The sequence below is a fragment of the Frankia sp. AgB32 genome (assembly GCF_023243045.1).
In the GTDB taxonomy this organism is placed as follows: Bacteria; Actinomycetota; Actinomycetes; order Frankiales; family Frankiaceae; genus Frankia.
This window is the reverse complement of the sequence record NZ_JALKFX010000004.1, coordinates 87856-110708: the sequence shown is the minus strand read 5'-3', so window position 1 is coordinate 110708 and position 22853 is coordinate 87856. Positions and strand designations below refer to the sequence as shown.

Sequence of the window (22853 nt, the reverse complement as noted above, 5' to 3'; positions counted from 1 at the left end):
GTCAGCTCACCTCGTGGAACAGGGTGCGCGGGCGGGCGTCGGCGAGCAGCTCGCGGACCTTCTCGCCGACTTCGGTGGCGGTGGTGACGGGGGCGACGCTGGGGCCGCGATGCCAGCCCTCGGCGATGGCCAGCACGAGGCCGGACGACTCGATCACCTGGCCGGTCACGTCGCGGGAGTCGCCCGACGCGAGCCAGGCGACGACCGGGGCGACGGCGGCCGGCGAGAACGAGGTCCGCAGCTCGTCGGTCATCTCCAGGTTCTCGGTGAGGCGGGTGAGCGCGCCCGGTGCGACCGCGTTGACGGTCACGCCGTAGCGGCCCAGCTCCTGCGCCGCGATCTGGGTGAACGCGGCGATCCCGGCCTTCGCCGAGCCGTAGTTGCTCTGGCCGGGGTTGGCGTAGAGGCCCGAGACCGACGTAGTGTTGATGATGCGGGCGTCGTTGCTCTGGCCGGCCTTCGCACGCTCGCGCCAGTACGCGGCGGCGTGCCGGCTCGGGGCGAACGTACCTTTGAGGTGGACGGCGATGACCGCGTCCCACTCCTGCTCCGACATCGAGAACAGCATCCGGTCGCGCAGGATGCCGGCGTTGTTGACCAGCACGTCGAGGCCGCCGAACGTGTCGATCGCCTGCTGGACGAGCCGGGCGGCGCCGTCCCAGCTGCTGACGTCGTCGGAGTTCGCGACGGCCCGGCCGCCCTTGGCGACGATCTCGTCGACGACCTCGGTGGCGGGCCCATTGCTGACGCCCGTCCCGAACCTATCGCCACCGACGTCGTTGACGACGACGTTCGCGCCGTGCTCGGCCAGCAGGAGGGCGTACTCCCGGCCGAGACCGCGCCCGGCTCCGGTCACGATGCAGGTCCTGTCAGCACACGTGGTGGGTTCGCTCATGGTAGACAGTCAATATCGACGTCGATTTCGACGCAAGAGGTGAAGGGTAGGCGGACATGGCGTGGGACTTCTCGACCGATCCGGAGTACGCCGAGCTGCTGACCTGGGCCGATGCCTTCGTGCGCGCCGAGTGCGAGCCGCTGGACCTGGTCGTGCGCGAGTCCCACGATCTCGGTGACCCGGTGCGCCAGGCGCTGATCCCCCCGCTGCAGGCGGTGGTCAAGAAGAAGGGCCTGTGGGCGACCCACCTCGGCCCCGAGCTGGGCGGCCCGGGATACGGGCAGGTGAAGCTGGCCCTGCTCAACGAGATTATCGGCCGGTCGGTCTGCGCGCCCATCGTCTTCGGCTCGCAGGCGCCTGACTCGGGTAACAGCGAGATCCTCGCCCGCTTCGGCACACCGGAGCTCAAGAAGCGCTACCTGGAGCCGTTGCTCGACAACCGCATCGTGTCGTCGTTCTCGATGACCGAGCCGCAGGGCGGCGCTGACCCGAAGGTCTTCACCACAAAGGCCACGCTCGACGGCGACGAGTGGGTCATCAACGGCGAGAAGTGGTTCACGTCGTACGCCGCGCTCGCGTCCTTCCTGATCGTGATGACGGTGACCGATCCCGACGCGCCGACCTACCAGCAGCAGTCGATGTTCGTCGTCCCGGCGGACACGCCGGGCGTGCACATCCTGCGCACCGTCGGCATGGGCTACCAGCCGGTGGGCGAGGGGATCGAGGGCTACGTCCGGTACGAGAACGTCCGCGTCCCGGTCGAGAACATGCTGGGCCCGCGCGGCGGCGCCTTCATGGTCGCCCAGACCCGGCTGGGCGGCGGCCGCATCCACCACGCGATGCGCACGGTCGGGCTGGTCCGGCGGATCTTCGACATGATCTGCGAGCGCGCCGTGTCCCGGTTCACCCAGGGCGAGGTGCTGGCCCGCAAGCAGCTCGTCCAGGAGATGGTCGCCGACTCGTGGATGGAGATCGAGGCGTTCCGCCTCCTGACGCTGCAGACCGCCTGGAAGATCGACAAGCTCCAGGACTACAAGGCTGTCCGCGCGGACATCTCGGCGGTCAAGGCGATGATGCAGAAGGTGCTGCACGACGTGAGCTACCGGGCGTTGCAGCTGCACGGCTCGCTGGGGACGACCCACGAGATGCCCTTCGTCCACTACCTCGTGGAGTCGTTCGTGCTCGGCCTCGCCGACGGGCCGACCGAGGTCCACAAGGTGACCCTCGCGCGGGAGCTGCTGAAGGACTACCCACCCGCTGAGGGCCTGTTCCCGTCGGGCCACCTGGTCAGCCTGCGCGCCGAGGCCGAGGCGAAGTTCGCCGACCAACTCACCGGCATCCCACGGACCTGATCGCGCGGCTGTCAGCGCAACAGGTCCGCGGCCTGGGCGAGCAGCGCGGGCAGCAGGCCGGCCATCTCCTCGGCCAGCGGATCCGAGGTCGGCCGGCCTCGGGCGTGTTTGACGATGAGCGACCAGGTCGCCGCGGACTTGAAACAGGCGAGCGCCTGGAACCACTCCAGTGCCGCCACCGGTTGACCCAGGTGCGCGGAATAGGTCGCCGCGAGGTCGGGCGGCGAGGGGATCGCGTCGGCATAGCGGATCTCGCGGCGGTAGGTCGCGGGGTTCGCGTTGATGAGGAACCAGCCGAGGTCGACGCGTGGGTCGCCGAGCGACCAGATCTCCCAGTCGATGACCGCCGTCACGGTGGGTCCTTCGGCCAGCAGGTTGCCGAGGCGGAAGTCGCCGTGCACGACGGCGGGGGGCAGCGCCGCAGGCTCGGTGGCGAGCAGGGCCCGTGTCACGGTCTCCCAACCCGGCACGAGCGCCGCGTCGACCGTTCCCAGCGCCCGTTCCCAGCGGCGCACCTCGTCGGCCAGGCCAACCCGCGGCTCGTCGGCCAGCCCGAGTCCGGCCGGGTCGAGCCGGTGCAGCGTGGCGAGCGCCTGGGCCGCGGCCCGCATGCGCGCGGCCACGATGGCCGGCGGGTCCTCGCCGTCTCGGTCGAACAGTGGCTCGTAGGACGAGCCCGGCACGAATGCCATCACGAAGACCGGGGGCACGCCTGGCGGGTCGCCGGGGTCGTCCCACAGCACCTCTGGAACAGGCACCCCGGTCGGCGCCAACCGGCGCAGCAGCGCCGCCTGGCGCAGGACATCACGGTTGCGCACCGGTGCGAGGCCCGGGGGCGCCGCCTTCACGACGACCGGACGCGTCGTCCCCGCTATGGTCGCCATCGCGGCGTAGGACAGGCTGGACGCGCCGCCCGAAAGCCGGCGCAGGTCGGTCACCTCGATGCTCGCGAGCCGTGCGGCGAGCTCGCCCAGATCGATCTCTCGTCCCATCAGTCACCCGTCCTCGGGCCGGTCTCAACTCCTCCGGGTCGCCGCCTGGCGTCCACTCCGAGGTATCGAAACCGGCGTCGGATTCGATACTCTGCCGGCGGATGTCCGTCACCGCCCGTTACGGCGGCGAGGAATTCCTGGTCGCCATGCCGCGCACCGGCCGGGACGCCGCGGTCCGCACCGCGCGCGTGGGCGGCCCTCACGCGGAGGTCCGCCGTCCCGCGGCGATCTCCGGCCCGGCGGCCCTCCCCGCCGCACCTGGCGAGGTGGGCAGGCTGGATCTCGCCGAAAGCTCGCCGGCACCCGGGCCCACCCCGGCCCCGCGCAGCAGGCGGGCCGCCCGGTCGGCTCGCGCGTCCAGCTCCGCGTAGGTCAGGCGCACGTCCCCGGCCACGAGAAAAAGCTGCTCGGGCACCGCATCGGCAACGGACTCGAGGATGTCCGCGAAGTTGACCGTCAGGTCCTCGGTAGCGCCCATGATCCACTCGGGTGGTCGTGCATCAGCAGAACGGGCTTGATGGCGACACCGGCCGCGGCGTCCGCCTCGGCCTGGTTGATCTCGGCGAGCGGGTAGGTACGGATCAGCCGGTCGAACGGGAACAGACCGCGCTGCCACAGGTCGACGAGCCGCGGGATGAAGATCGACGGGATGCTTCCCCCTTCGAAGCCGTAGGTCACCGACCGGCCCGACAGGACCGTCGGATGCACCGTCAGCGTGTCGCGCCCGGCGCCCAGCAGCACGCAGGAACCCGGCCGATCCAGCACGTTCACGGCGGTGGCCATGACCGTGCCGACCCCGGTGGTGTCCAGGCTCGCGTCGAAGCGGCCCTGGGTGACGAGCAGGCGGGCGAGATCGGGGTCGGCGCCGTCGACGGCCCGGGTCGCACCGAGATCGAGGGCGAGCTCGCGGCGGGCCGGACTGAGGTCCACGGCGACGATCTCGCCGGCACCAGACAGCCGGGCGGCAAGCACCGCCGACAGGCCCACCGCCCCCACGCCGAAGATGACGACGGACTCGCCAGCTGCCAGGCGAAGCTGGTTCAGCACCGCGCCGGCACCGGTCTGCACGCCACACCCCAGCGGCCCGAGCAGCTCCAGCGGGGCACCCTTGTCGACCTTGGCCACGTTGCGGGCGGTCGCGAGGGCGAACTCGCTGAATGACGACTGCCCGAACCAGCGGCTTGTCAGCGGGTTCCCGTCGGCGTCCCGGGCACTGCCGGTACCGTCCGCGCGGGTCCCGGTCAGGTTGAGCAGCTCGAACGACGCGCAGCTGGTCGGCAGACCGCGCGCGCAGGCGCGGCACTGGCCGCACGAGTCGAAGCTCAGCACGACGTGGTCGCCGGGGACTACGGCGGTCACTGCCGAGCCGACCTGCTCGACCACGCCGGCGCCCTCGTGGCCGAGGATCGCGGGGAGGAACTTTGGGCCGAACATTCCCTTGCGGGCGAGCAGCTCGGTGTGGCAGAGGCCGGTCGCCACCACCCGGACCAGGACCTCGTCCGGGCGGGGAGCGTTGATCTCCACCGTCTCCAGAACGTAGGGCTGGTCGGCCCCGCGCAGAACCGCGCCGCGCGAACTCGTCATGGTCGGGCTCACATCCTGTCTGGACAGGTCGGCTCGGGCAGGCCAAGGCGCTCGGCCAGCATCACCACGACCGGGCCGACGTGGATCCAGAAGGCCCCGCTGATCCCGAAACCTGAGGGCATCATCGGCAACTCAGCCTACCGGCGGAATGATGGTCTGGGTCTCGAGAAACGCCTCGAGGCCCTCGCGGCCGAGCTCGCGGCCGAGCCCCGACTGCTTGAAACCGCCGAACGGGTTCAGGAGGTCGATGACCGCCCCCGAGTTGATCGCGAAGGTTCCGGTACGGATGCGCCTGCCCAGCGCGATGCCGTGCTCCAGGTCACCGGTCCAGACCGAGCCGGACAGCCCGTAGTCCGAGTCGTTGGCGATGCGGACGGCGTCGTCCTCACCGTCGTAGGGCAGCACGGCCAGCACCGGGCCGAACACCTCCTCGCGGGCGATGCGCATCTGGTTGTCGACGTCCGCGAACAGCGTCGGCTCGACATACCAGCCCCGCGGCAGGTTGGCCGGCCGGCCGCCGCCGCGGACCAAACGGGCACCCTCGCCGACGCCGGCCTCGATGAGGCCTTCCACCCGGGTGCGCTGCCGGTCGGCGACGAGCGGTCCGACAAACGTCTCCGGATCCGCGGGATCGCCGACCTTGAGGGTGGCGATCGCCGCTTCGAGAGCCGCCACCACCTCGTCGTGCCGGCGGCGGGGCACCAGCACCCGGGTCTGTGCGACGCACGCCTGCCCGCTGTTCATGAACGCGGCCGGCAGCAGGCCGGGGATGGCCGTGGCCAGGTCGGCGTCCTCGAGCAGGATCGATGCCGACTTGCCACCGAGCTCGAGCGTGCACCGCTTGAGCTGCTCGCCGCAGATGGCGCCGATCCGGCGGCCGACGGCGGTGCTGCCCGTGAACGACACCTTGTCGATCCCGGGGTGGCGGACCAGGACCTCGCTCGCCTCACGATCGGCGGTGATCACGCTGACGACCCCGGGAGGCAGACCGACCGAGTCGAGGATCTCGGCCAGGAGATAGCCGGTGAGCGGCGACTCGGGCGCCGATTTGATGACCATGGTGGCGCCGGCGGCCAGCGCGGCGCCGAGCTTCATCGCGACGATGAACAGCGGCACGTTCCACGGTGCGATGGCGGCCGTCACGCCGACCGGCTGCTTCAGCACGTGACAGATCCGTCCGCCGAAGCCCGGCCGTTCCTCCTCGAACGCGAAGTCGTCAAGCAGGGTGGCGAACCCGTCCAGCACGAGCGCGGAGGCGTACGCGTTGCCCGACAGGGCGAAGCTGCGCGGTGCCCCCATCTCGGCGGTCGTCGTGTCGGCGATCTCCTGCGCCCGCGCCTTGATGGCAGCGCTGACGGCGCGGATCACCTCGGCGCGGTCCTTGGGCGACGTGTGGGGCCACGGGCCCTCGTCGAAGGCCCGGCGGGCGGCGGCGACCGCGCGATCGACATCGCCGCTGTCGGCTTCCGGCACCGTGGCGAAAAGCTCCTCGGTATGCGGAGAAATGACATTGATCGTGCTGGAACCATGGGGTTTCACCCATTCGCCGCCGATATACAGAGTGTCTTTCGTGATGGTCATGCGTCCTCCTTCACCGAGCGCGTCGACGCCGACGCCGACGGTACGGTCGTCGAGGCCAGCGGGCCTCCACCCGTTGTGCCGTGCGGTCACGCCCGCCGTGACGGCGGGCCACTCACTCCTACCAGAGGGGCCGCCTACGCGAGAGCGGACTGGATCTGCCGGTGGATGTGCTGGCATCCCGGCTCGTTGCGGCCCAGCAGTGCGAACTCATGCGCCGCATCGCTGATGCCGCCACCCGAGGACGTGATCGCGGGCCCGTCCTCGTCGCGGATGATCGCCCTGATTGCCTTGAGGTACTCCTCGTTGGTGTGCGCGGCGACCAGCGCGGGGTCGATCTTGCTGAGGAAGGTGTGCCGGAGCACCGAACGACCCGGCGAGCCGGCGGGCCCGGCCTCGATCAGCTCACAGCCGAGCACGGTGTTCGCGATGACCAGGTTCGGGTAGACGAAGTAGAGGACGCTCATGTGCATGTCCGCGGGGACGGTGTCCTCCGCGAGGTTCTGCATCAGCACACCGGGTACGCCGAGCCGGGCGTGGGGACCGAAGGCGTCGAACGACACGATGTTTCCGATCGAGCCCTTCCCCACCATTGACGTGCCGTGCACGAACGGGAAGTGGTACGTCTCGAAGAACGCCTCGAGCAGGCACTTCCAGTTGGCCGGCAGCTCCACTTCCATCGCCGGGTTGGCCTCGAAGGAGGCGTAGTCGTAGCTCGCGAGCGGCTCGGCGAAACTGCCCAGGTGCGCCGTGACTCCTGGCGAGCCGGCCGGTACCAGCCAGATGAAGCCGAAGCTTTTCAGTGGGCCCGTGGCAACCCGCCTGATCGGCCGACGGCCACTGATCACGTTCGTGACCTTCGGTGAGCTCACCACGTGGACCGACCTGCGAGACTGGGGCAGTCGCCGACGTCAGGAACTCGCCGACTGGCTCTCCGGAATCCCTGTGCTGCCCGGCGACGAAGCAGTCGCCGCCACCTGGGGCAAACTTTCCGCGGCCGCCACCCGGGCCGGACAGCCCCGCCCAGGCGTGTCTGTGGGCGGTACGTTCGACCGACGGCCCAGTTGCCGACGTCAGCACAGAGCGGCCTCAGGCGGAGCACGGCTCCACGATCGCGGTCAACAGTGGCCGGACCTGGGAGCCTGTGGGGCCGCCACGGATGCCGCATCACGGCGGAAAGGGAGGCTCCCAGCAGCCGCGCGACCCGCCGGGTGCGAACCTGAGGACGACCACGCTGTAGCCGACCCACAAGCTCGTCGGGCCGCAGCGCCGGAGCCGGTTGGCCCGGAAGTCCTGACGGCGGGAGGAATCCGGTGCCACTGTCCAGCCAGGAGGCGCTCGACGGCGTGGTCGCCGCGCGCTTTCACGACCGCAGGCGCACCGACCTGCGACCCACCTTGACACCGGAGTTGATCGCCGAACATGAGCGCCAGCCGTTCGGCCAACACAGCGACGCGCTCCGCCGCGTACTGACCTATCTTGGGTCGTTCAGCATCGAAGGAAAGCTGGTCGTCGAGTACGACGGCGACGAGGGGTGGTACGTCTCCCGATTCACGACCACCCGGGCGGGTCTGCGCACCGAACGTGTCGCCGGTCCTCACCCGACCGTGGGCGCGGCGGCGCATGCGGTTTTCCTGAGCAGGGTTCGGCTGGTGTTCGGTGTGGCTGCGTGAGCACGGAAGGCTGTTCTGCAACGCCGCCGGTCTGGGCTCTCGGATACGCTGACGAAATCATTGTGCGGCCCGGGCAGGACCTGACCTTCCGGGTCAGCGGGCAGGGGGTCGACACGTTTCACGCCCACCTTGTCCGGTTGCGCCACGGCGACACCACTCCGGGTGGCCCGGGATTTCGCGAGACCGAGCTCGACTCCGAGGTCAACGGAGTTTATCCGCTGTTGGACCAGCCAGCGCAGGTCGGGTCGTTCGGCCGGATTCCCGGCGCCCGCGACATCCTGCGCTCGCCGGCCGGTTCACTGACCCTCTTCGCCTTCGTTCAGCCCACCGCCGACGGCACCCGGCAGCCGGTGCTCTCCGGCTGGGACGACGCGACCTCGACAGGCGTCGCGCTGGTTCTGACCGATGGTCTGCGTCCCGCTCTCGTGTTCGGCGCGGGCCAGGACTCCGCCTGCCTCACCGCGCCCACCGGCCTGCGGGCCGGCACCTGGTACGCGCTGGCGGCAAGCTGGGACGGCACGACCGGTCAGGCCAGTGTGACCGCGGTGCCAGTGGTGAACGCGTACAACAGCCGGTTCGGACGGGTGGTGCCCAACCCCGTGGTGGAGGTCACCGGCGCCCTTGCTGGCCCACCCGAGATCCCGGCCGTCGATCTGCTCCTCGGCGCTCTGGACACGACCGACGGCACTGTCGTACGAGGGGGATACAACGGCAAGATCGCGCTTCCAGCGGTCTACCGGCGGCCTCTGACCGGCGACGAGGTGCGCCAGTTGGCCGGCAGCGGTAAGGCGCCGGCGGTGATCGAAGGGCTCGGAGCCTGGTGGGACCTGTCCACCGGAATCGAGGGCACCGAGATCGCGCCCGGCGACCGCGGTGAAGGTGAACGCGTCGCCGGCAGTCTGGTGAACATGCCCACTCGCGCCGTGACCGCCCACAACTGGGACGGTTCCTCATACAACTGGACGGCCCATCCCGAGCTGTACGGCGCGGTGCACTTTCACACCGACGACGTCGACGACACCGGCTGGGCGCCGACCTGCACGCTGTCGGTGGGCGCCGAAATGCCATCGGGCGTATACGCACTGCGGCTACGGGCGGGCGGCTTCGAGGACCACGTGCCGTTCCTGGTCGGCGCCGCTCAGGGCGCGGAGAAATCGATCGCCCTGCTGCTGCCGACTGCGAGTTACCAGGCCTACGCCAACGAGCATCTGGGCAGTGGTTCACCGATCGGGCAGGCGGTCGGCGGGCACACGCCCCTGGTGCAGCCGCTGGACGTGCTCAAGCTCGAACACGGCGAGTTCGGACGCTCGACCTACGACCTGCATGTCGACGGCAGCGGCGTTGCCTACACCTCGCGGCGCCGGCCGATCCTGAACATGCGCCCGCGGTACCGGTTCACGCATCTGGGCACCTGGCAGTTCCCCGCGGACCTTTATCTCGTCGACTGGCTGACCGAGAAGGGATACGAGTTCGACGTCCTCTGCGACGAGGATGTCCACCGACGTGGCGTGGACGCGATGCGGCCCTATCGGGTGGTCATGACCGGCACCCATCCCGAATACACCTCAGAACGGATGCTCGATGCCTTCGAGGACTACGTCGTCGATGGCGGGCGCGTGATGTACATGGGTGGCAACGGATTCTACTGGGTCGCGTCCTTCCATCCGGAGAAGCCCTGGGTCATGGAGGTCCGCAAGGGTGAGGCTGGTTCGCGGGCCTGGCAGGCCGCGCCCGGGGAGACCCTCCACTCCACCACCGGCGAGAAGGGCGGCCTGTGGCGAAACCGTGGCCGCGCTCCGCAGAAGGTCTTCGGCACCGGGTTCACGGCGGAGGGGTTCAACGGGTCCTCGTACTACCGGCGGATGCCGGACAGCGCCGAGGCAGCGGTGTCCTGGGTCTTCTCCGGTGTCGGCGAGGAGGAACTGATCGGTGACTTCGGCCTGGAGGGCGCCGGCGCCGCCGGCCAGGAACTGGACCGCGCCGACGTCCGGCTGGGCACCCCACCGGGCACCTACCTGCTCGCCTCCTCGGAGTACCACGACGACTCCTACCTGCTGGTGGTGGAAGAGATCGGTTTCATGTACCCGGGGCTCGGCGGCAGCGAGCACCGAGACGTCCGCGCGGACATGACCCTGCTCGAGACCGAATCGGGCGGCGCTGTCTTTTCGACCTCGTCGATCGCCTGGGCGGGAAGCCTCTCTCACAACGACTACGACAACAACGTCGCGCGCATCACCGCCAACGTTCTCGATCGCTTCTCGACGCTGTGATCCCGACGGATCCCGACGGATCCAGACGGCACTCCTGGCGTCGAAGCATGCAGCCGCCAACCGAGACGGCGGGGTAGAACGACGTCGCGGTCCGCGTCGTGCACAGATCGATGACAGCGACACCGATGACAGCGACACGTCCATCCGGACTGGCCAGAGCAGACCATCGTCGGGCCGGGCGGCTCCAGCTGGTGGGTTTCCCGCGACTGAACCGCGGACAGTCCAGATCCCGGACGAGGTGGACTGCCCGGCGCATCGCGGAGACCGATGCCGCCGGGCAGCGGACTACCTTTGTGGCCACCGGACCAGTGGGCCAGGCCCGCCTCGACAGCTCGGAAGCCAGGTAGCCCGTCATGAGTAACGACAGCGACATCGACGCCACCTTCGTCCAGACCCGCGCGGCGTTGCACGCCGTCGCCGAGCACGTCCTCGCCGCCGCTCGCTACCAGTCCACCGGCCGCATCGGCCTGATCGTCACGCCCGGCGGGTTCGCCACGCCTGCGTTCGGCGACGACGCCCGAACCGTCGCCGTCGAGGGCACCGACCTCGTCGTGCGCGTCGGGACGGACGGCTCGGCGTCCGGCGAGGCGGTGACGCGCGCGCCACTGCGCACACTGCGCGCCGCCGCGACCCTGGCCGGCCTGAGCGCGCCGGGCGGCCCGACCGCAGTCTACCACCTGAACACGCCCTGCGACTCCGACGCCGCACTGGCCCTCGACGCCGAGGCTGCCCGGCGCATCGCCGACTGGTACGCGCTCGGCAGCACGGCACTGCACGAATGGCGAGCCGAGATCCCCGGGGACGACCCGAGTGAGGTCACCCTCTGGCCCGAACACGCTGACGTCGCCCTCCGGGCCGGCGACATCAACTACGGCGCGTCGCCCGGCGACGAGCAGATTTCGCAGCCCTACCTCTACGTCGGTCCCCCGTCACCGCCGCCGCCATCGTCGGACGGCTTCTGGAACGCGTCTTTCGGCGCCTACGTCACCTGGGACAACGTTCCCTCGGCCGCGGACGCCCTCGACTTCTTCCGCCGGGGCCGCCGGCAGGCTCACGGCGGATGATTCCGCGGTGATGTCGGCGCACGCGATCGAAGGAGCCGGCCAAGGGTCCTCGATTCCGATGCGGCGCAGTGGGCGGTCGGCGCCCGCGGCGCGGTGGGCGGTCGGCGCCGGCACCGGATCTCCACTCGGCCGCGTTCCTCGACTGGCGCCAGAGCACCGTGCCGTCTCACGGTGCTCTGGCAGCTTCTCTGTAGGTCCAGAGCGCGCTCTGGACCTACAGGTCTCCGGTCAGTTCTCCTTGACGGCGTGCAGCATCGTGACGCCGAGCCAGGGGCCGCCGTACCAGTACCCGGGCCCGAGCGGGCGCAGCGTGCCCTGGCCGATGTGCGCGGCGTACTTCCTGGCCATGGGCCAGGGATCGGCGATGACCAGCTGCCCGCCCGGGCGCAGCACCCGCATGGCCTCATCCACCGCGCGGTAGCGCCCCACCGGCGATGGGATGTTGTGGATCGCCAGCGCGCTCGTCACGATGTCGAAGGAGCTGTCCGCGAACGGCAGCGCGGTCATGTCGGCCGTGTGCACTTCCACCCGGTCGGCGACCCCGGCCGCCGCGGCGTTGGCGAGCGTGGCCGTGGGGGTGTTCCCGCTCTGATCCTTCGTCCACAGGTCCGCTCCGACGGCACGCCCTTTCGGTAGCCGCCTGGCCGCCGCGATCAGCACCGCGCCGCGGCCACAGCCCAGGTCCAGCAGTTGTTCGTCGCCCCGCAGGCCGGCGCGGTCCAGTTCCCGCTCCCAGATGCGCATCTTGCCGCGGAGTGTGGTGTGCAGGAAGAAGCCGGCCTTGGCCAGCAGTACCGATCCGGCCGCCGCCGTCGCGATCCGGCCTGGCCGCCGCTGGGCGGCGGTCAGCCAGCACGCCACCCCGGCGGCGCCGAGAACCGCCGGGATCGCCGGGGCGTCAACGCCGTAACGAGGCGATGGAAGGGCCGGAAGACGTGACATGTTCGGCTCCTTGAACATGAGGGATTCCTCTCCTGGCGTTGAGCTAGACGAGGGCGGGCCGGGGTTCCTGGGCGGGCTCCTCCTCCGCCGGCGGCTCGATGGCGAGGTGCGGGAGGCGGCGGTCCAGCCATCCGGGCAGCCACCAGTTGGCCCGGCCGCACAGGTGCATCACGGCCGGCACGAGCACCGTGCGCAGGACGAAGGCGTCGAGCGCCACGGCGGAGGCCAGTCCGATGCCGAACTGCGCGATGTTGACCTCGCCGACCAGCGCGAAGGTGAGGAACACGGCAATCATGATTGCTGCCGCAGCGGTGATCACCCGGGCCGTGTCGGTCTGGCCCACGAGCACCGCCCTCGCGTTGTCACGGGTGCGTGACCATTCCTCGGCCATCCTGCTGACCAGGAACACCTGGTAGTCCATGGACAGGCCGAACAAGATGGCCAGAACTATCCCAGGCAGGTAGCCCTCGACCGGCACGGACTCGCCGAGGCCGAAGGCCTTCATTCCCCAGCCCCACTGGAAGAAGGCGGTGAGCACGCCGAAGGTGGCGGCCGCCGACAGCAGGTTCAGTACCGCCGTGACCGCGGGAATCAGCAGGCTGCGGAAGGCGAGCATGAGGAGCACGAAGCTGAAGCCCGCTATCGCGGCGAGGAACCAGGGCAGCTTGGCGTCTGTCGACGCTGCGAAATCGACGAAGGTGGCCGTTACGCCGCCTACGTAGACCCGCAGGGTGGTGTTCTGCGTGTAACGCGGTATGACCGTGTTCCGCACCTGGCTGATCAGGGTGGCGGTGGCCCGGGCCTGCGGCGCCGTGGTGGGGAGGATCTGGGTGACCTCGATCGTCGGCCCGGCGGACGGCGTCGCCTGCGCGGGCCCGGTCTGCACGGCGGCCACCCCCGGGACGGCGGTGAGCGCGCGGTCGAGCCGGTCGAGCGCGGCGCGGTCGGCGGCGGAACTGACCTGGGAGACCAGGAGCAGCGGACCGTTGAAGCCCGGCCCGAAGCCGGCGGCGAGCATCTCGTACGCCTTGTAGCTGGTGCTGGACTTCGAGTCATTGGAATCGTCGGCGAAGCCGAGCCGCAGGGACAGCGCGGGAAGGGAGATCACGATGATCACCACGAGCCCCGCCGCGGCGAGCGGGACGGGGAAGCGGGGTATGACCCGCGACCAACGTGCCCACACGCCACTGGCGCTGTCCTCATGCTGCGGCCCGTCGGCCTGGAGCCTGCGGCGCTGCCGCCTGCTCAGCACGCGCAGGCGGAGCACCCCGAACAGCGCGGGCAGCAGCGTGATGGCCGCGAGCACGGTGCACGCCACGGTGATCACCGCCGCGTACGCCAGCCCGTTGAGGAAGCCCTGACCGAGGGTGAGCAGGCCGAGCAGGGCGACGCACACCGTGCCCCCCGCGAAGAGGACCGCGCGGCCCGACGTGTTGAGTGCGCGGACGGCCGACTCCTGTGGGTCCAGTCCCGACAGCAGGCCGTGGCGGTACCTGGTCACGATGAACAGGGCGTAGTCGACGCCGACGCCCAGGCCGATGAGTGCGCCGAGGATAGGGGCCAGTCCGGTCACGCTGGTCAGGTGGCTGAGCGGGGCCATGAGCATCAGACCGCTGCCGACGCCGGCCAACGCGGCCGCGATCGGCAGCGCCATCGCGAACAGCGATCCGAACGCGAAGAACAGGATGACCGCGGCGACGGCGATGCTGATCGCCGACATGTAGGACAGCGGCGCCTGCTGGGCGTGCGAGATGGCCTGCCCGCCGAGCTCGATCGAGAGACCCGGCTCCCGGGCGGCGCGCGCCACCGAGATGACCCGCTTGATGTTGGCCGAGTCCAGGTTGTCGGACGACTTGGTGAAGGTCACGGTGGCGTACGCGGTGCGCCCGTCCGGGCTTGTCTGGACCTTGCCGCCCGGCTGGTAGGGGCTGACCACGGAGCCCACCTCGGGCACGTCCGACACCCGCGCGAGCATGGGCAATATTCGCTGCTTGACGGCGGGATCGGTGACGCTGCCATTGCTCACCCGCCAGACGATCTGATCGGAGTCGCCCGCCTGGCCCGGCGCCGCCCGCTGGAGCAGTTCCTGGGCGGAGCCCGACCCGCTGCCGGTCAGCGTGAACGAGTTGTCATATGACGACTTCACCACCTGCGATATCACCGTCAGGCCGATGAGCAGGCCTATCCAGGCGGTGATCACCACGAAGCGGTGCCGATAGCACCAGCGTGCAAGAACTGACATGATCCTCCATTCCTTCCGGTTCGGCTCGTCATCGTCCGGCACCCGGCCCGCCCTGGTCGTCGGCCAGCCGCAGTGATTGCCCAGCCGCGACCGCGCCATCCGGCGCAGATTACGGTTTTGCCTACTGCGTTCGCAGTAGTTCCCTCGTGGATGGCGAGGTCGGGTGTTTACAGTTCAGCTATGTGGGCGAGTGCCTGGAGCAGGCTGATGGCCGGACAGCTCCTGCTGCTTTCGGCGATCACGTCGATGGTGCTGTTCGCGGTGGTGACGATCCCCGCGGACGTGCGCCAGGCACCGAGTTCCCACCAGCCGCTGAGCTGGGCGGTCTCCGCCGTGGTCTACGCGGTCCTGGTGGCGGCTCGGCGGTCTCCGATCGGCATCGTGGCGTGCGCCGTCGTCGGATCGGCGGTTCTGATGGCGGACGGGATGGCCTACCCGCTGACCCTGCCGGCGGTCTTCTACGCGCTGTACCTGGTCGCGCGGGGGGCCGGCCAGGGCCGGACGCTCGCGGTCGGCGTCGTCGTCAAGGCGGCGCTGCTCACCACTTCGCTCATCACCCATCCAGGCATCACGGGCTTCGTCATCCTGCTGTGGGCGGCCCTGGCGGTGACCACCGGCACGGCCACCCGCAGCCACCGCGCCTTCGTCGCCGAGGTCGAGGACCGCGCCAGGCGCGCCGAGCAGGCCAAGGAGGACGAGGCGAGCCGCCGCGTCGCCGATGAACGGCTGCGGATCGCCCGGGAGCTGCACGATGCCGTCGGGCACCACGTTGCCCTGATCAACGTGCAGGCCGGCGCGCTGGCCTGCCTGCTCGACGACGAGAACCTCACCCAGGCCAGGGAGTCGGTCGCGCACATCCAGCACGCGAGCGAGGAGGCCCTGGAGGAGCTACGGCTGACCGTCGGCCTGCTGCGCGAACCCGGTGCGTTCACCCCGGCGGAGCCGACGGAGCCAGTCCCGGGACTCGACCAGCTCGAGGAGTTGCTCTGCGCGTTCGCCGGTGCGGGCCTGCGGGTCACCCGCGAGGTGCGGGGCCAGGCCCGGCCGTTGCCCGAGGCGATGGAACTGACCGCCTACCGGGTCATTCAGGAGTCGCTGACCAACACCCGCAAGCACGCCGGCTGCGACACCGCCGTGGTGCGGCTCGGGTACGCCCCCGGTGCGTTCAGCCTGGCGGTCGAGGACGAGGGCGAGTTCGCGACCCAGGGCAGCCACATGACGTCAGAGGGACACGGCATCATGGGTATGCGAGAGCGGGTGGCCGCGTTGGGCGGACGGCTGTCGGCCGGGCCGCGGCCCGAGGGGGGGTACCGCGTCATCGCCGAGCTTCCGCTGCGAGTGGCCCGGACCGAGGGCTCGTGACCGGGACCGCGCCCGCCGCGGCGCCGACCCGCGTCGTTCTCGCCGACGACCAGGACCTGGTTCGCGCCGGCCTGCGGCTGATGATCGACCGCGCGCCGGGGCTGACGGTGGTGGGCGACGCGGCCAACGGCCACGACGCGGTCCGCCTCGCCCGCGAAGCACGGGCCGATGTCGTCCTGATGGACATCCGGATGCCGGGTCTGGATGGGCTGGCGGCGACGCGCCGGATCGCCGCTGATGACGGCCTCGCCGGGGTACGGGTGCTGATCCTGACGACGTTCGAGGTCGATGAGTACGTCTTCGAGGCGCTGCGGTCGGGGGCCAGCGGATTCCTCGGCAAGGGCGCGCGCCCGGACACCCTGATCGACGCGATCCGCACCGTCGCCCGCGGCGACGCGCTGCTTTCGCCGGCCGCCACCCGGGGCCTCATCGCCAGGTTCCTGACGCTGCACGACAGCGAGCCGGTCCGTGCGTCACCGTCTATTTCCACCCTCACCGACCGCGAGTGCGAGGTGACCACGCTGGTCGCCGACGGGATGTCCAACGCGGAGATCGCCGCTCAGCTCATGCTCAGCCCGCTGACCGTCAAGACCCACGTCAACCACGCAATGACCAAGATCGGTGCACGCGACCGCGCGCAGCTCGTCGTGCTCGCCTACCAGACCGGCCTGGCGCGGGTGCCACGTCCCCGGCCGTGAGTCCGTGCGGCGCCGCCGCGGGGACGATCCCCGCCGCGACCGCCGCGAGCGCGCTGGGTGCCGTGGCACCTAGGCGAGCAGAAGCAGGGTCGTTCCGCTGCGGGCGGGTGCGTGGGGATCCGCGGCACGCAGTCGTGCCAGGCCGCGTTCGTACTGGTCGTCGGTGAGGGCGCGGAGCTTGGAATCCGACGCGCGGTCCAGCCGGGTGGCGTACTCGGCCAGGGTCGGCGCCGCGGTGTGGTGGATCGTGCGCAGGTCCAGCCGGCTGAAGCCGGCGCCGGCGAAGGCATCCTCGACCTGGCGGACGGTCGGGTAGGCGTCGATGCACGCCGCGGTCTCGGGGAACCAGCGGACGCGGATGTCGGTGCCGCTGTGGCCGGGGAAGGCGTTGCGGAAGGCGACGCGGGCGCCCGGGCGCAGTGCCCGCCGGGTTTCGTGGGCGGCCGCCGCCAGGTCGTCGAGGTGGTGCAGGACGGAGCCGAACCACGCGAGGTCCGCGCACCCGTCCGGGACGGGGAGGTGCTCGGCCGTGCCGTCCAGGGCCAGGATCGCGGGTGGGATCAGCGCGCGGCGGGAGGCGTCCGGCTCGATCGCGAGGACACGCGCGCCGAACCAGCCGGTGAACGCCGCGGCGAAGCCGCCCGTTCCAGCTCCGACATCCAGGATCGTCGGGCGCTCCGGGAGATGCGGGGTCAGCGCGTCTCGCCAGCGCGTCAGGCTCTCGGGCGGCAGGTCTCGCGCGGCGCGGTACCTTTCGGCATCCACCGGAGTTGCCCGGTCAGCCAAGGCCGAGGCCGCGGGCGATCAGTCCGCGCTGCACGTCGTTGGTCCCACCGCCGAGGAAGGCAAGGATCGACAGGCGCAGACCCTGCTCGAAGATGCCGCCGCCGGGAATGTCCGGCCCGGCCAGGGCCGAGATGGGGCCGAGGATCTCCAGCGCGTCGCGGCTGACCAGCTCCGCCACCTCGGCGGCCAGCACGCCGGCCATCGAGGAGATGAGGCGCGCGGTGTGCGCGATGCCGGACTCGGTTCCCTCGGCCGCCTCGGCGAGCAGCAGGTTCACCGCCTGGACCTGGACGGCCAGGTCACTCAGCCTGGCTCGGCGGGCCGATCCGGCCGGGCCGGCCGTACCGTCCGGATCGGCGCGGACGGCCGCCAGCAGCTCGTCGAACTGCCGGCGGGACATGCCGGCGACCTCGCCGGCCAGCAGCAGTCGTTCGCCGGTGAGGGTGTCGGTGATGACCCGCCAGCCGCGGTTGACCGGGCCGACGCGCGCGGAGTCGCTCACCCTGACGTCGTCGAAGGTCACCGTGCAGCAGGTCTGCCCGGACAGGGCCCGGTGCGGCTCGGTCCTGATCCCCGCGGCCGCCATCGGCACCATGAACATGCTGATCCCGGCCAGCGGCAGCTTCGCGGTCGGGTCCGTGCGTACGGCGAGCCAGATGTACTCCGCGGCATGGGCGTTGCCGATCCAGGACTTCGTCCCGTTGATCACCCAGTCGTCGCCGTCCCGGACAGCACTCGTGGTCAGCGACGCGAGATCGGAGCCCGCTTCGGGCTCGCTGTAGCCCAGGCAGAAGTTCAGCTCGCCGGCCAGGATCCGGGGCAGGTACCGGGCCTTCTGCTCGGCCGTCCCGTACTTGACGAGGGGAGCGCCGACGACCGAGACGGCGGCCATCGCGATGGCGACCGGCAGTTGGTGGTAGGCGGTCTCGTCCTGCACCACGAGCTGCTCGGCGAGGGTGGCATCGCGGCCGCCGTCGGCGACGGGCCAGGACATGCCGAACCAGTTTCGCGCTGCCACCGCCGCCACCAGCGCGGGGTCGTCGCCCTTGGCGAACAGTCGCACCGGGCTGCGATGCTCGGAGCAGAAGGAGCGGGCCTGCGCCCGCATCGTGGCCGTCCGCGCGGTGGAATCCACGGCGGGCAGGCCGACCGCGCTCCTGATCAGGAGGTCGGCGACGGTCCCGCCCGGGGGCGGGCAGGTCGGCAGCAGCGCGAGGTCGGCATGGACCTGGCGGAAGAGCCAGGGGGCGTCATGCTCCTCGAAGTACCCGCCGGCACCGAGGTTGTGGTGCGCACTGGTCTGGACGCGCGACGCGCAGGCCGCCGCGTGGGACACCGCGAGCTCGGTGGCGAGGATCCGGTCCGGTGCGTCGGCGCCGTGTGTGCGGATGGCCTCCTCGATGAGGAGCTCACCCGCGACGAGTTCGATTTCTCGGGCCGCCGCGCGCTGCTGTACCGCGCCGAACCCACCGATCGCCCGGCCGAACTGCCGGCGGACCTTCGCGTGAGCGATGGACTGGTCGTGAGTCCGCCGCGCGGCCGCCATCACCCGTACCGCCAGGCCCAGCCTGAGCAGGGACAGCGCCTGGTCGGCCCGCTCCGGATCGATATCGACGACCGCCTCCGGTCCACCGAGGTGGAGCCGGGCCCAGGCGGGCGACGCCAGCCCGGGCCGCGGGACGGCGAACTCCACGGGTCGTACCGACGCGCGTCCGCCCGCCGGCGGCAGGACCAGGACGTGCGAGGCGGCCATCCCGCCGGCCATGAACGGCACCGTCTCGGTCGCCGGATCGGTCGCACACACCAGGATCCGGACGTCGCCGGCCGCGATGCCGGTCGTGATCCGCGGGGCCTTCGCCAGCAGCCCCGCGGCGACGAAGCCGTCCATGACGGGCAGTGGGCAGGCGGCCGCGCCCGTGGCTCGGACCAGCGCGAGGGCGGCGTCGAGGTCGGTGGAGTCGAACCAGCCCTGGGCGGCGGCCAGTCCCCACAGCCGAGCCAGAGCGGCCTCGTCAGCCAGGTCGGGGAAACGCCAGTTCCGGGTCAGTAGTTCGGTGACTTCATCCATTCCGAGCATTTCACCCGTCCCGCCCGCAGTGTCCGGTGTCACGCCGTTGATCCGAGCGTAGGGGGTGGTGTCAAAACCCGACAAGGTGGGTTCGAGGAAATAGGGGGCTGATAGGGGTTCGTTGCATCAGGGTGGCGGATGAGGTCGATTTCCGTCGGGTAATGGGATGGGTCGTGCGGCGCATTGGATATTTTCGACGCGCGTGATTCCTCTTGGTATTTCTGGGTGGCCTCTCGGGCGGACGGTACCTGCCATGCGCCCTGTCCGTCACCCCTGCCGTACCCCTAGTTGCGCATAAGGGTGCGGTAAGGGTTGGGGTCGGCTGGTCGGGAGCCTATTCTTGATGAATGTGCCAGGCTTGACCATTCGAGGTGAGATTGAAGTGCCAGCGCTCGAACGTGCATCGGGAAACAACTGATGGAATTCGATTGGTCGTCGAACCAGCGTGAGCTCTACGCAGGCATGAGTGCGGCCGTTGCCGAGCGATTCGCCGATTACGAGACCAGCGCCGACCCGGAACTGGTGCGGCTGGCCTGGAAGGACGCGGCCAGCATTGGCCTGACGGGGCTGTGCCTGCCCGCGGAGCACGGCGGGGCCGGTCTGGGGGCGCTGGACACAGCGCTGGGCCTCGAGGCGTTCGGCCACTCCTGTTCCGACATGGGGCTGGTGTTCGGCGTCGCGGCGCACCTGCTGTCGTGCGCCGTGCCCGTGGGGGAGTTCGGGACGGACGAGGCCAGGGAACTGCTGGCGGGCATGGCGGCGGGCGACCTGATCGCCGGCAACGCCATGACGGAGGACGAGGCGGGCTCGGATGTCGGGCGGATCCGGACCACCGCCACGCCCTCGGGCGAGGGATACCTGCTCAACGGGGAGAAGTCCTTCGTCAGTAATGCCCCGATCGCGGACGTCTTCGTGACCTATGCGGTCACGGATCCCACCGCAGGTTTTCTGGGCATTTCCGCGTTCGTCGTGCCGCGGGAGCTGGCCGGCGTCGTCGTGGGTCCGCCGCTGCCGAAGATGGGACTGAACGGCTGCCTGGCCGCGCGGGTGCGGTTCGAGGACTGCCTCGTACCGGCCGGGTACCGGCTCGGCGCCGAGGGCAGTGGCGGGGCGATCTTTCAGCATTCCATGGGGTGGGAACGCGGCTGCCTGTTCGCCGCCTACCTGGGCCTGATGGAGCGACAGCTCACCGAGTGCGTGGACCGGGTCGTCGGCAGGCGTCAGTTCGGGCGGAAGATCTCCGGGTTCCAGGCCGTCTCGCACCGGATCGCCCGCATGCGGCAGCGGCTGGAGGGCGCGCGGCTGCTTCTCTACCGCGCCTGCTGGCTGCTCGACCAGGGCCAGCCGGACGTCACCGCGATCGCCCTGGCGAAGACCGCGGTGTCCGAGGCCGCGATCGCCAACAGTCTCGACGCCATGCAGCTGTTCGGCTCGGCCGGCTACCTGGCCGGCACCGGGATCGAGGAGCAGCTGCGTGACTGCCTGCCCACCACCATCTTCTCCGGGACGACCGAGATCCAGCTGGAGCTCATCGCCAGGGGAGAAGGGTTGTGAGCCTGCACCAGCTCGTCATCGACGCCGCCGCGCGCCGGCCCGACGCGTTGGCCGCCAGCGGTCCGGCGGGCTCGCTCACCTACGGCGAGCTCGATGCCGCGGCTGACGCGATCGCGGCCACGCTCGGGCGCCAGGGCGTGCGGCGCGGAGATCGGGTTGTGGTCTGGGCGGCCAAGAGCCCGGAGACGGTGGCGGCGATGCAGGCCGTCCTGCGGCTCGGCGCCGCCTATGTGCCCGTCGACGGCGGCAGCCCGGTGGCCCGGGTCGCAGCCATCGCCCGGGACTGCGCGGCCCGCGTCGTCGTGACGGACCGCGCCCGGATTCCGCGGATCTCTGGCGAGCTGGGCCCGGACGTCCGCTGCGAGGAGCTCGACGCTCCCCGCGATCCGGCGCCGGCCGTCCATGTCGCCACGGCTCCCGACGATCTGGCGTACATCCTCTACACCTCGGGGTCGACCGGCGCGCCCAAGGGGGTGTGCCTGACCCACGAGAACGCGCGGGCGTTCGTCGACTGGGCACACGACCTGCTGATGCCGGGGGAGGACGACCGGTTCGCCAACCACGCGCCGTTCGCTTTCGACCTGTCGGTACTCGACCTGTACGTGGCCTTCCGCGCCGGAGCGTCGGTGCATCTCATCCCGCCGGAACTGTCCTTCGCGCCAGCGCGACTCGTCGAGTTCCTCCACGCCGAGCGGATCAGTATCTGGTACTCGGTGCCGTCCGCCCTCGCGGTCATGATGCGCTACGGCGGGCTCCTCGACCGTCCGGCGCCGCAGACGCTGCACACCGTGCTGTTCGCGGGTGAGCCGTTCCCCATCGCGGGGCTGCGGGACCTGGCCGGCTGGACAGGCGCGCGGATGATGAACCTCTACGGCCCGACCGAGACCAACGTGTGCACGTTCCACGAGGTCACGAAGGTGGACCTGGAACGCGACCGGCCGGTGCCGATCGGGATCGCGGCCAGCGGCGACCGGGTCTGGGCGCTGCGGGACGGCGGCGGGATCGCGGCCTCGGGTGAGGTGGGCGAACTCGTCGTGGACGGCCCCACGGTGATGCCCGGCTACTGGGGTCATCCGCCGCAGCGCGGTCCGTATCACACCGGCGACCTGGTTCGGGTCCTTCCCGACGGCGCGTTCGACTACCTCGGGCGCCGCGACCAGATGGTGAAGATCCGCGGCCACCGGGTCGAACTCGGTGAGGTCGAGGCCATCCTCGAGAACCACGTCGATGTCGCGGAGGCGGCCGCGGTGGCGGTGGGCGAAGGAGCCGACACCCGGCTGGTGGCGTTCGTTGCTCCGCGATCCGGCCGCGATCTCGGCGTCCTGGCCGTTCGCCGACACCTCGTTGCGCACCTGCCGCGCTACATGGTGGCGGACGAGGTGCGAATCGTCTCCCCGCTGCCCAGGAACGGCAACGGCAAGATCGACCGCCTGGCGTTGAAGGCGTGCGCCGACGGTGTGGAACGAACAGTCCACGAACCGGGTTCGTGACATCCACCTCCCGACGGAAAGGGCGGCGCAATGCCCCTCGAAGAGGTCACACCGCGGATCAGGACCTTCATCAGCGAGAGCTTTCTTGACGGTGATCCAGGAGGTGAGCTCACCGAGTCCACCCCGCTGCTCGAATGGGAGGTCCTCAACTCGATGAACAGTGCGCTCCTCCTGAACTTCCTGCGGGAGGAGCTGCGGGTCGACGTGCCGTTGTCGTCGATCACCGCGGCGAACTTTCGGGACATCGCCGCCATCAGCAAGCTCGTCTCCAGCCTGATGACCGTTCCTGCGGAAGGTGTCTGA

19 protein-coding genes are annotated in these 22853 nt (G+C 70.5%); 9 read left to right on the top strand and 10 right to left on the bottom strand.

All coding sequences use genetic code 11. The annotated features are described in order from the left end of the window. Position 1: 1 nt before the first annotated feature. A complete protein-coding gene (locus tag MXD60_RS02515) occupies positions 2 to 895 on the bottom strand; it encodes an SDR family oxidoreductase (RefSeq protein WP_248817243.1) in 894 nt (297 codons plus the stop codon). Positions 896 to 951: 56 nt separating this feature from the next. On the opposite strand from MXD60_RS02515, the gene MXD60_RS02510 reads away from it, so the two are divergent. Then, positions 952 to 2247: an acyl-CoA dehydrogenase family protein gene (locus tag MXD60_RS02510; RefSeq protein WP_248817241.1), complete on the top strand. Its 1296-nt coding sequence runs from the start codon at positions 952 to 954 to the stop codon at positions 2245 to 2247. Positions 2248 to 2258: 11 nt separating this feature from the next. Here the strand turns inward: MXD60_RS02510 and MXD60_RS02505 are convergent, their stop codons facing one another. The 5 genes from MXD60_RS02505 to MXD60_RS02485 form a co-directional block, all read right to left on the bottom strand. Continuing rightward, a complete protein-coding gene (locus tag MXD60_RS02505; RefSeq protein ID WP_248817240.1) occupies positions 2259 to 3239 on the bottom strand; it encodes a phosphotransferase family protein in 981 nt (326 codons plus the stop codon). Between the two features lie 199 nt (positions 3240 to 3438). Beyond that, positions 3439 to 3717, bottom strand: a complete 279-nt coding sequence (locus MXD60_RS02500) for a hypothetical protein (RefSeq protein ID WP_248817238.1) — start codon at positions 3715 to 3717, stop codon at positions 3439 to 3441. Then, positions 3696 to 4823, bottom strand: coding sequence for an NAD(P)-dependent alcohol dehydrogenase (locus tag MXD60_RS02495; RefSeq protein WP_248817236.1), 1128 nt, complete (start codon positions 4821 to 4823; stop codon positions 3696 to 3698). The genes MXD60_RS02500 and MXD60_RS02495 overlap by 22 nt, the downstream gene beginning before the upstream one ends. Before the next feature lie 132 nt (positions 4824 to 4955). Further along, positions 4956 to 6404, bottom strand: coding sequence for an aldehyde dehydrogenase (locus tag MXD60_RS02490; protein WP_248817234.1), 1449 nt, complete (start codon positions 6402 to 6404; stop codon positions 4956 to 4958). A gap of 134 nt (positions 6405 to 6538) precedes the next feature. Beyond that, the gene (locus MXD60_RS02485; RefSeq protein ID WP_248817232.1) at positions 6539 to 7276 is read right to left on the bottom strand and encodes an SRPBCC family protein; all 738 of its coding nucleotides are present in this window, start codon (positions 7274 to 7276) and stop codon (positions 6539 to 6541) included. A gap of 438 nt (positions 7277 to 7714) precedes the next feature. Between MXD60_RS02485 and MXD60_RS02480 the strand changes: the two genes are divergently transcribed. From MXD60_RS02480 to MXD60_RS02470, 3 genes are all read left to right on the top strand, one after another. After that, positions 7715 to 8074 (top strand): N,N-dimethylformamidase alpha subunit family protein, encoded by a 360-nt coding sequence (locus MXD60_RS02480; protein ID WP_248817230.1) that lies wholly within the window; start codon positions 7715 to 7717, stop codon positions 8072 to 8074. 62 nt (positions 8075 to 8136) lie between these two features. After that, on the top strand, positions 8137 to 10344 hold the full coding sequence (locus MXD60_RS02475; protein ID WP_248817227.1) for a N,N-dimethylformamidase beta subunit family domain-containing protein: 2208 nt from the start codon (positions 8137 to 8139) through the stop codon (positions 10342 to 10344). 353 nt (positions 10345 to 10697) lie between these two features. After that, positions 10698 to 11408 (top strand): hypothetical protein, encoded by a 711-nt coding sequence (locus tag MXD60_RS02470; RefSeq protein ID WP_248817226.1) that lies wholly within the window; start codon positions 10698 to 10700, stop codon positions 11406 to 11408. 228 nt (positions 11409 to 11636) lie between these two features. Here the strand turns inward: MXD60_RS02470 and MXD60_RS02465 are convergent, their stop codons facing one another. After that, positions 11637 to 12350, bottom strand: coding sequence for a class I SAM-dependent methyltransferase (locus tag MXD60_RS02465; RefSeq protein WP_248817224.1), 714 nt, complete (start codon positions 12348 to 12350; stop codon positions 11637 to 11639). A 43-nt stretch (positions 12351 to 12393) separates the two neighbouring features. Then, entirely contained in the window at positions 12394 to 14592 is a 2199-nt protein-coding gene (locus MXD60_RS02460; RefSeq protein ID WP_248817222.1) for an MMPL family transporter, read from the bottom strand. 207 nt (positions 14593 to 14799) lie between these two features. On the opposite strand from MXD60_RS02460, the gene MXD60_RS02455 reads away from it, so the two are divergent. Continuing rightward, on the top strand, positions 14800 to 15954 hold the full coding sequence (locus MXD60_RS02455) for a sensor histidine kinase (protein ID WP_248817220.1): 1155 nt from the start codon (positions 14800 to 14802) through the stop codon (positions 15952 to 15954). Then, positions 15951 to 16652 (top strand): response regulator transcription factor, encoded by a 702-nt coding sequence (locus MXD60_RS02450; protein WP_308222341.1) that lies wholly within the window; start codon positions 15951 to 15953, stop codon positions 16650 to 16652. The genes MXD60_RS02455 and MXD60_RS02450 overlap by 4 nt, the downstream gene beginning before the upstream one ends. A 69-nt stretch (positions 16653 to 16721) precedes the next feature. Here the strand turns inward: MXD60_RS02450 and MXD60_RS02445 are convergent, their stop codons facing one another. Together MXD60_RS02445 and MXD60_RS02440 are read right to left on the bottom strand one after the other, a co-directional pair. Further along, positions 16722 to 17417, bottom strand: a complete 696-nt coding sequence (locus MXD60_RS02445) for a class I SAM-dependent methyltransferase (protein WP_248817218.1) — start codon at positions 17415 to 17417, stop codon at positions 16722 to 16724. 13 nt (positions 17418 to 17430) lie between these two features. Continuing rightward, positions 17431 to 19506, bottom strand: a complete 2076-nt coding sequence (locus tag MXD60_RS02440) for an acyl-CoA dehydrogenase family protein (RefSeq protein ID WP_248817216.1) — start codon at positions 19504 to 19506, stop codon at positions 17431 to 17433. Between the two features lie 417 nt (positions 19507 to 19923). Between MXD60_RS02440 and MXD60_RS02435 the strand changes: the two genes are divergently transcribed. The 3 genes from MXD60_RS02435 to MXD60_RS02425 are packed head-to-tail and all read left to right on the top strand — an operon-like array spanning position 19924 to position 22853. Then, positions 19924 to 21060, top strand: a complete 1137-nt coding sequence (locus MXD60_RS02435; protein WP_248817215.1) for an acyl-CoA dehydrogenase family protein — start codon at positions 19924 to 19926, stop codon at positions 21058 to 21060. Further along, positions 21057 to 22550, top strand: coding sequence for an amino acid adenylation domain-containing protein (locus MXD60_RS02430; RefSeq protein WP_248817213.1), 1494 nt, complete (start codon positions 21057 to 21059; stop codon positions 22548 to 22550). The genes MXD60_RS02435 and MXD60_RS02430 overlap by 4 nt, the downstream gene beginning before the upstream one ends. A gap of 30 nt (positions 22551 to 22580) precedes the next feature. Then, positions 22581 to 22853: a hypothetical protein gene (locus tag MXD60_RS02425; protein WP_248817212.1), complete on the top strand. Its 273-nt coding sequence runs from the start codon at positions 22581 to 22583 to the stop codon at positions 22851 to 22853.

Coding starts and splice junctions, on each gene's coding strand:
- MXD60_RS02500 (WP_248817238.1), bottom strand. CDS start 3,717: ATGGGCGCTACCGAGGACCTGACGGTCAACTTCGCGGACATCCTCGAG.
- MXD60_RS02435 (WP_248817215.1), top strand. CDS start 19,924: ATGGAATTCGATTGGTCGTCGAACCAGCGTGAGCTCTACGCAGGCATG.
- MXD60_RS02490 (WP_248817234.1), bottom strand. CDS start 6,404: ATGACCATCACGAAAGACACTCTGTATATCGGCGGCGAATGGGTGAAA.
- MXD60_RS02440 (WP_248817216.1), bottom strand. CDS start 19,506: ATGGATGAAGTCACCGAACTACTGACCCGGAACTGGCGTTTCCCCGAC.
- MXD60_RS02460 (WP_248817222.1), bottom strand. CDS start 14,592: ATGTCAGTTCTTGCACGCTGGTGCTATCGGCACCGCTTCGTGGTGATC.
- MXD60_RS02505 (WP_248817240.1), bottom strand. CDS start 3,239: ATGGGACGAGAGATCGATCTGGGCGAGCTCGCCGCACGGCTCGCGAGC.
- MXD60_RS02510 (WP_248817241.1), top strand. CDS start 952: ATGGCGTGGGACTTCTCGACCGATCCGGAGTACGCCGAGCTGCTGACC.
- MXD60_RS02425 (WP_248817212.1), top strand. CDS start 22,581: ATGCCCCTCGAAGAGGTCACACCGCGGATCAGGACCTTCATCAGCGAG.
- MXD60_RS02515 (WP_248817243.1), bottom strand. CDS start 895: ATGAGCGAACCCACCACGTGTGCTGACAGGACCTGCATCGTGACCGGA.
- MXD60_RS02495 (WP_248817236.1), bottom strand. CDS start 4,823: ATGACGAGTTCGCGCGGCGCGGTTCTGCGCGGGGCCGACCAGCCCTAC.
- MXD60_RS02470 (WP_248817226.1), top strand. CDS start 10,698: ATGAGTAACGACAGCGACATCGACGCCACCTTCGTCCAGACCCGCGCG.
- MXD60_RS02465 (WP_248817224.1), bottom strand. CDS start 12,350: ATGTCACGTCTTCCGGCCCTTCCATCGCCTCGTTACGGCGTTGACGCC.
- MXD60_RS02455 (WP_248817220.1), top strand. CDS start 14,800: ATGGCCGGACAGCTCCTGCTGCTTTCGGCGATCACGTCGATGGTGCTG.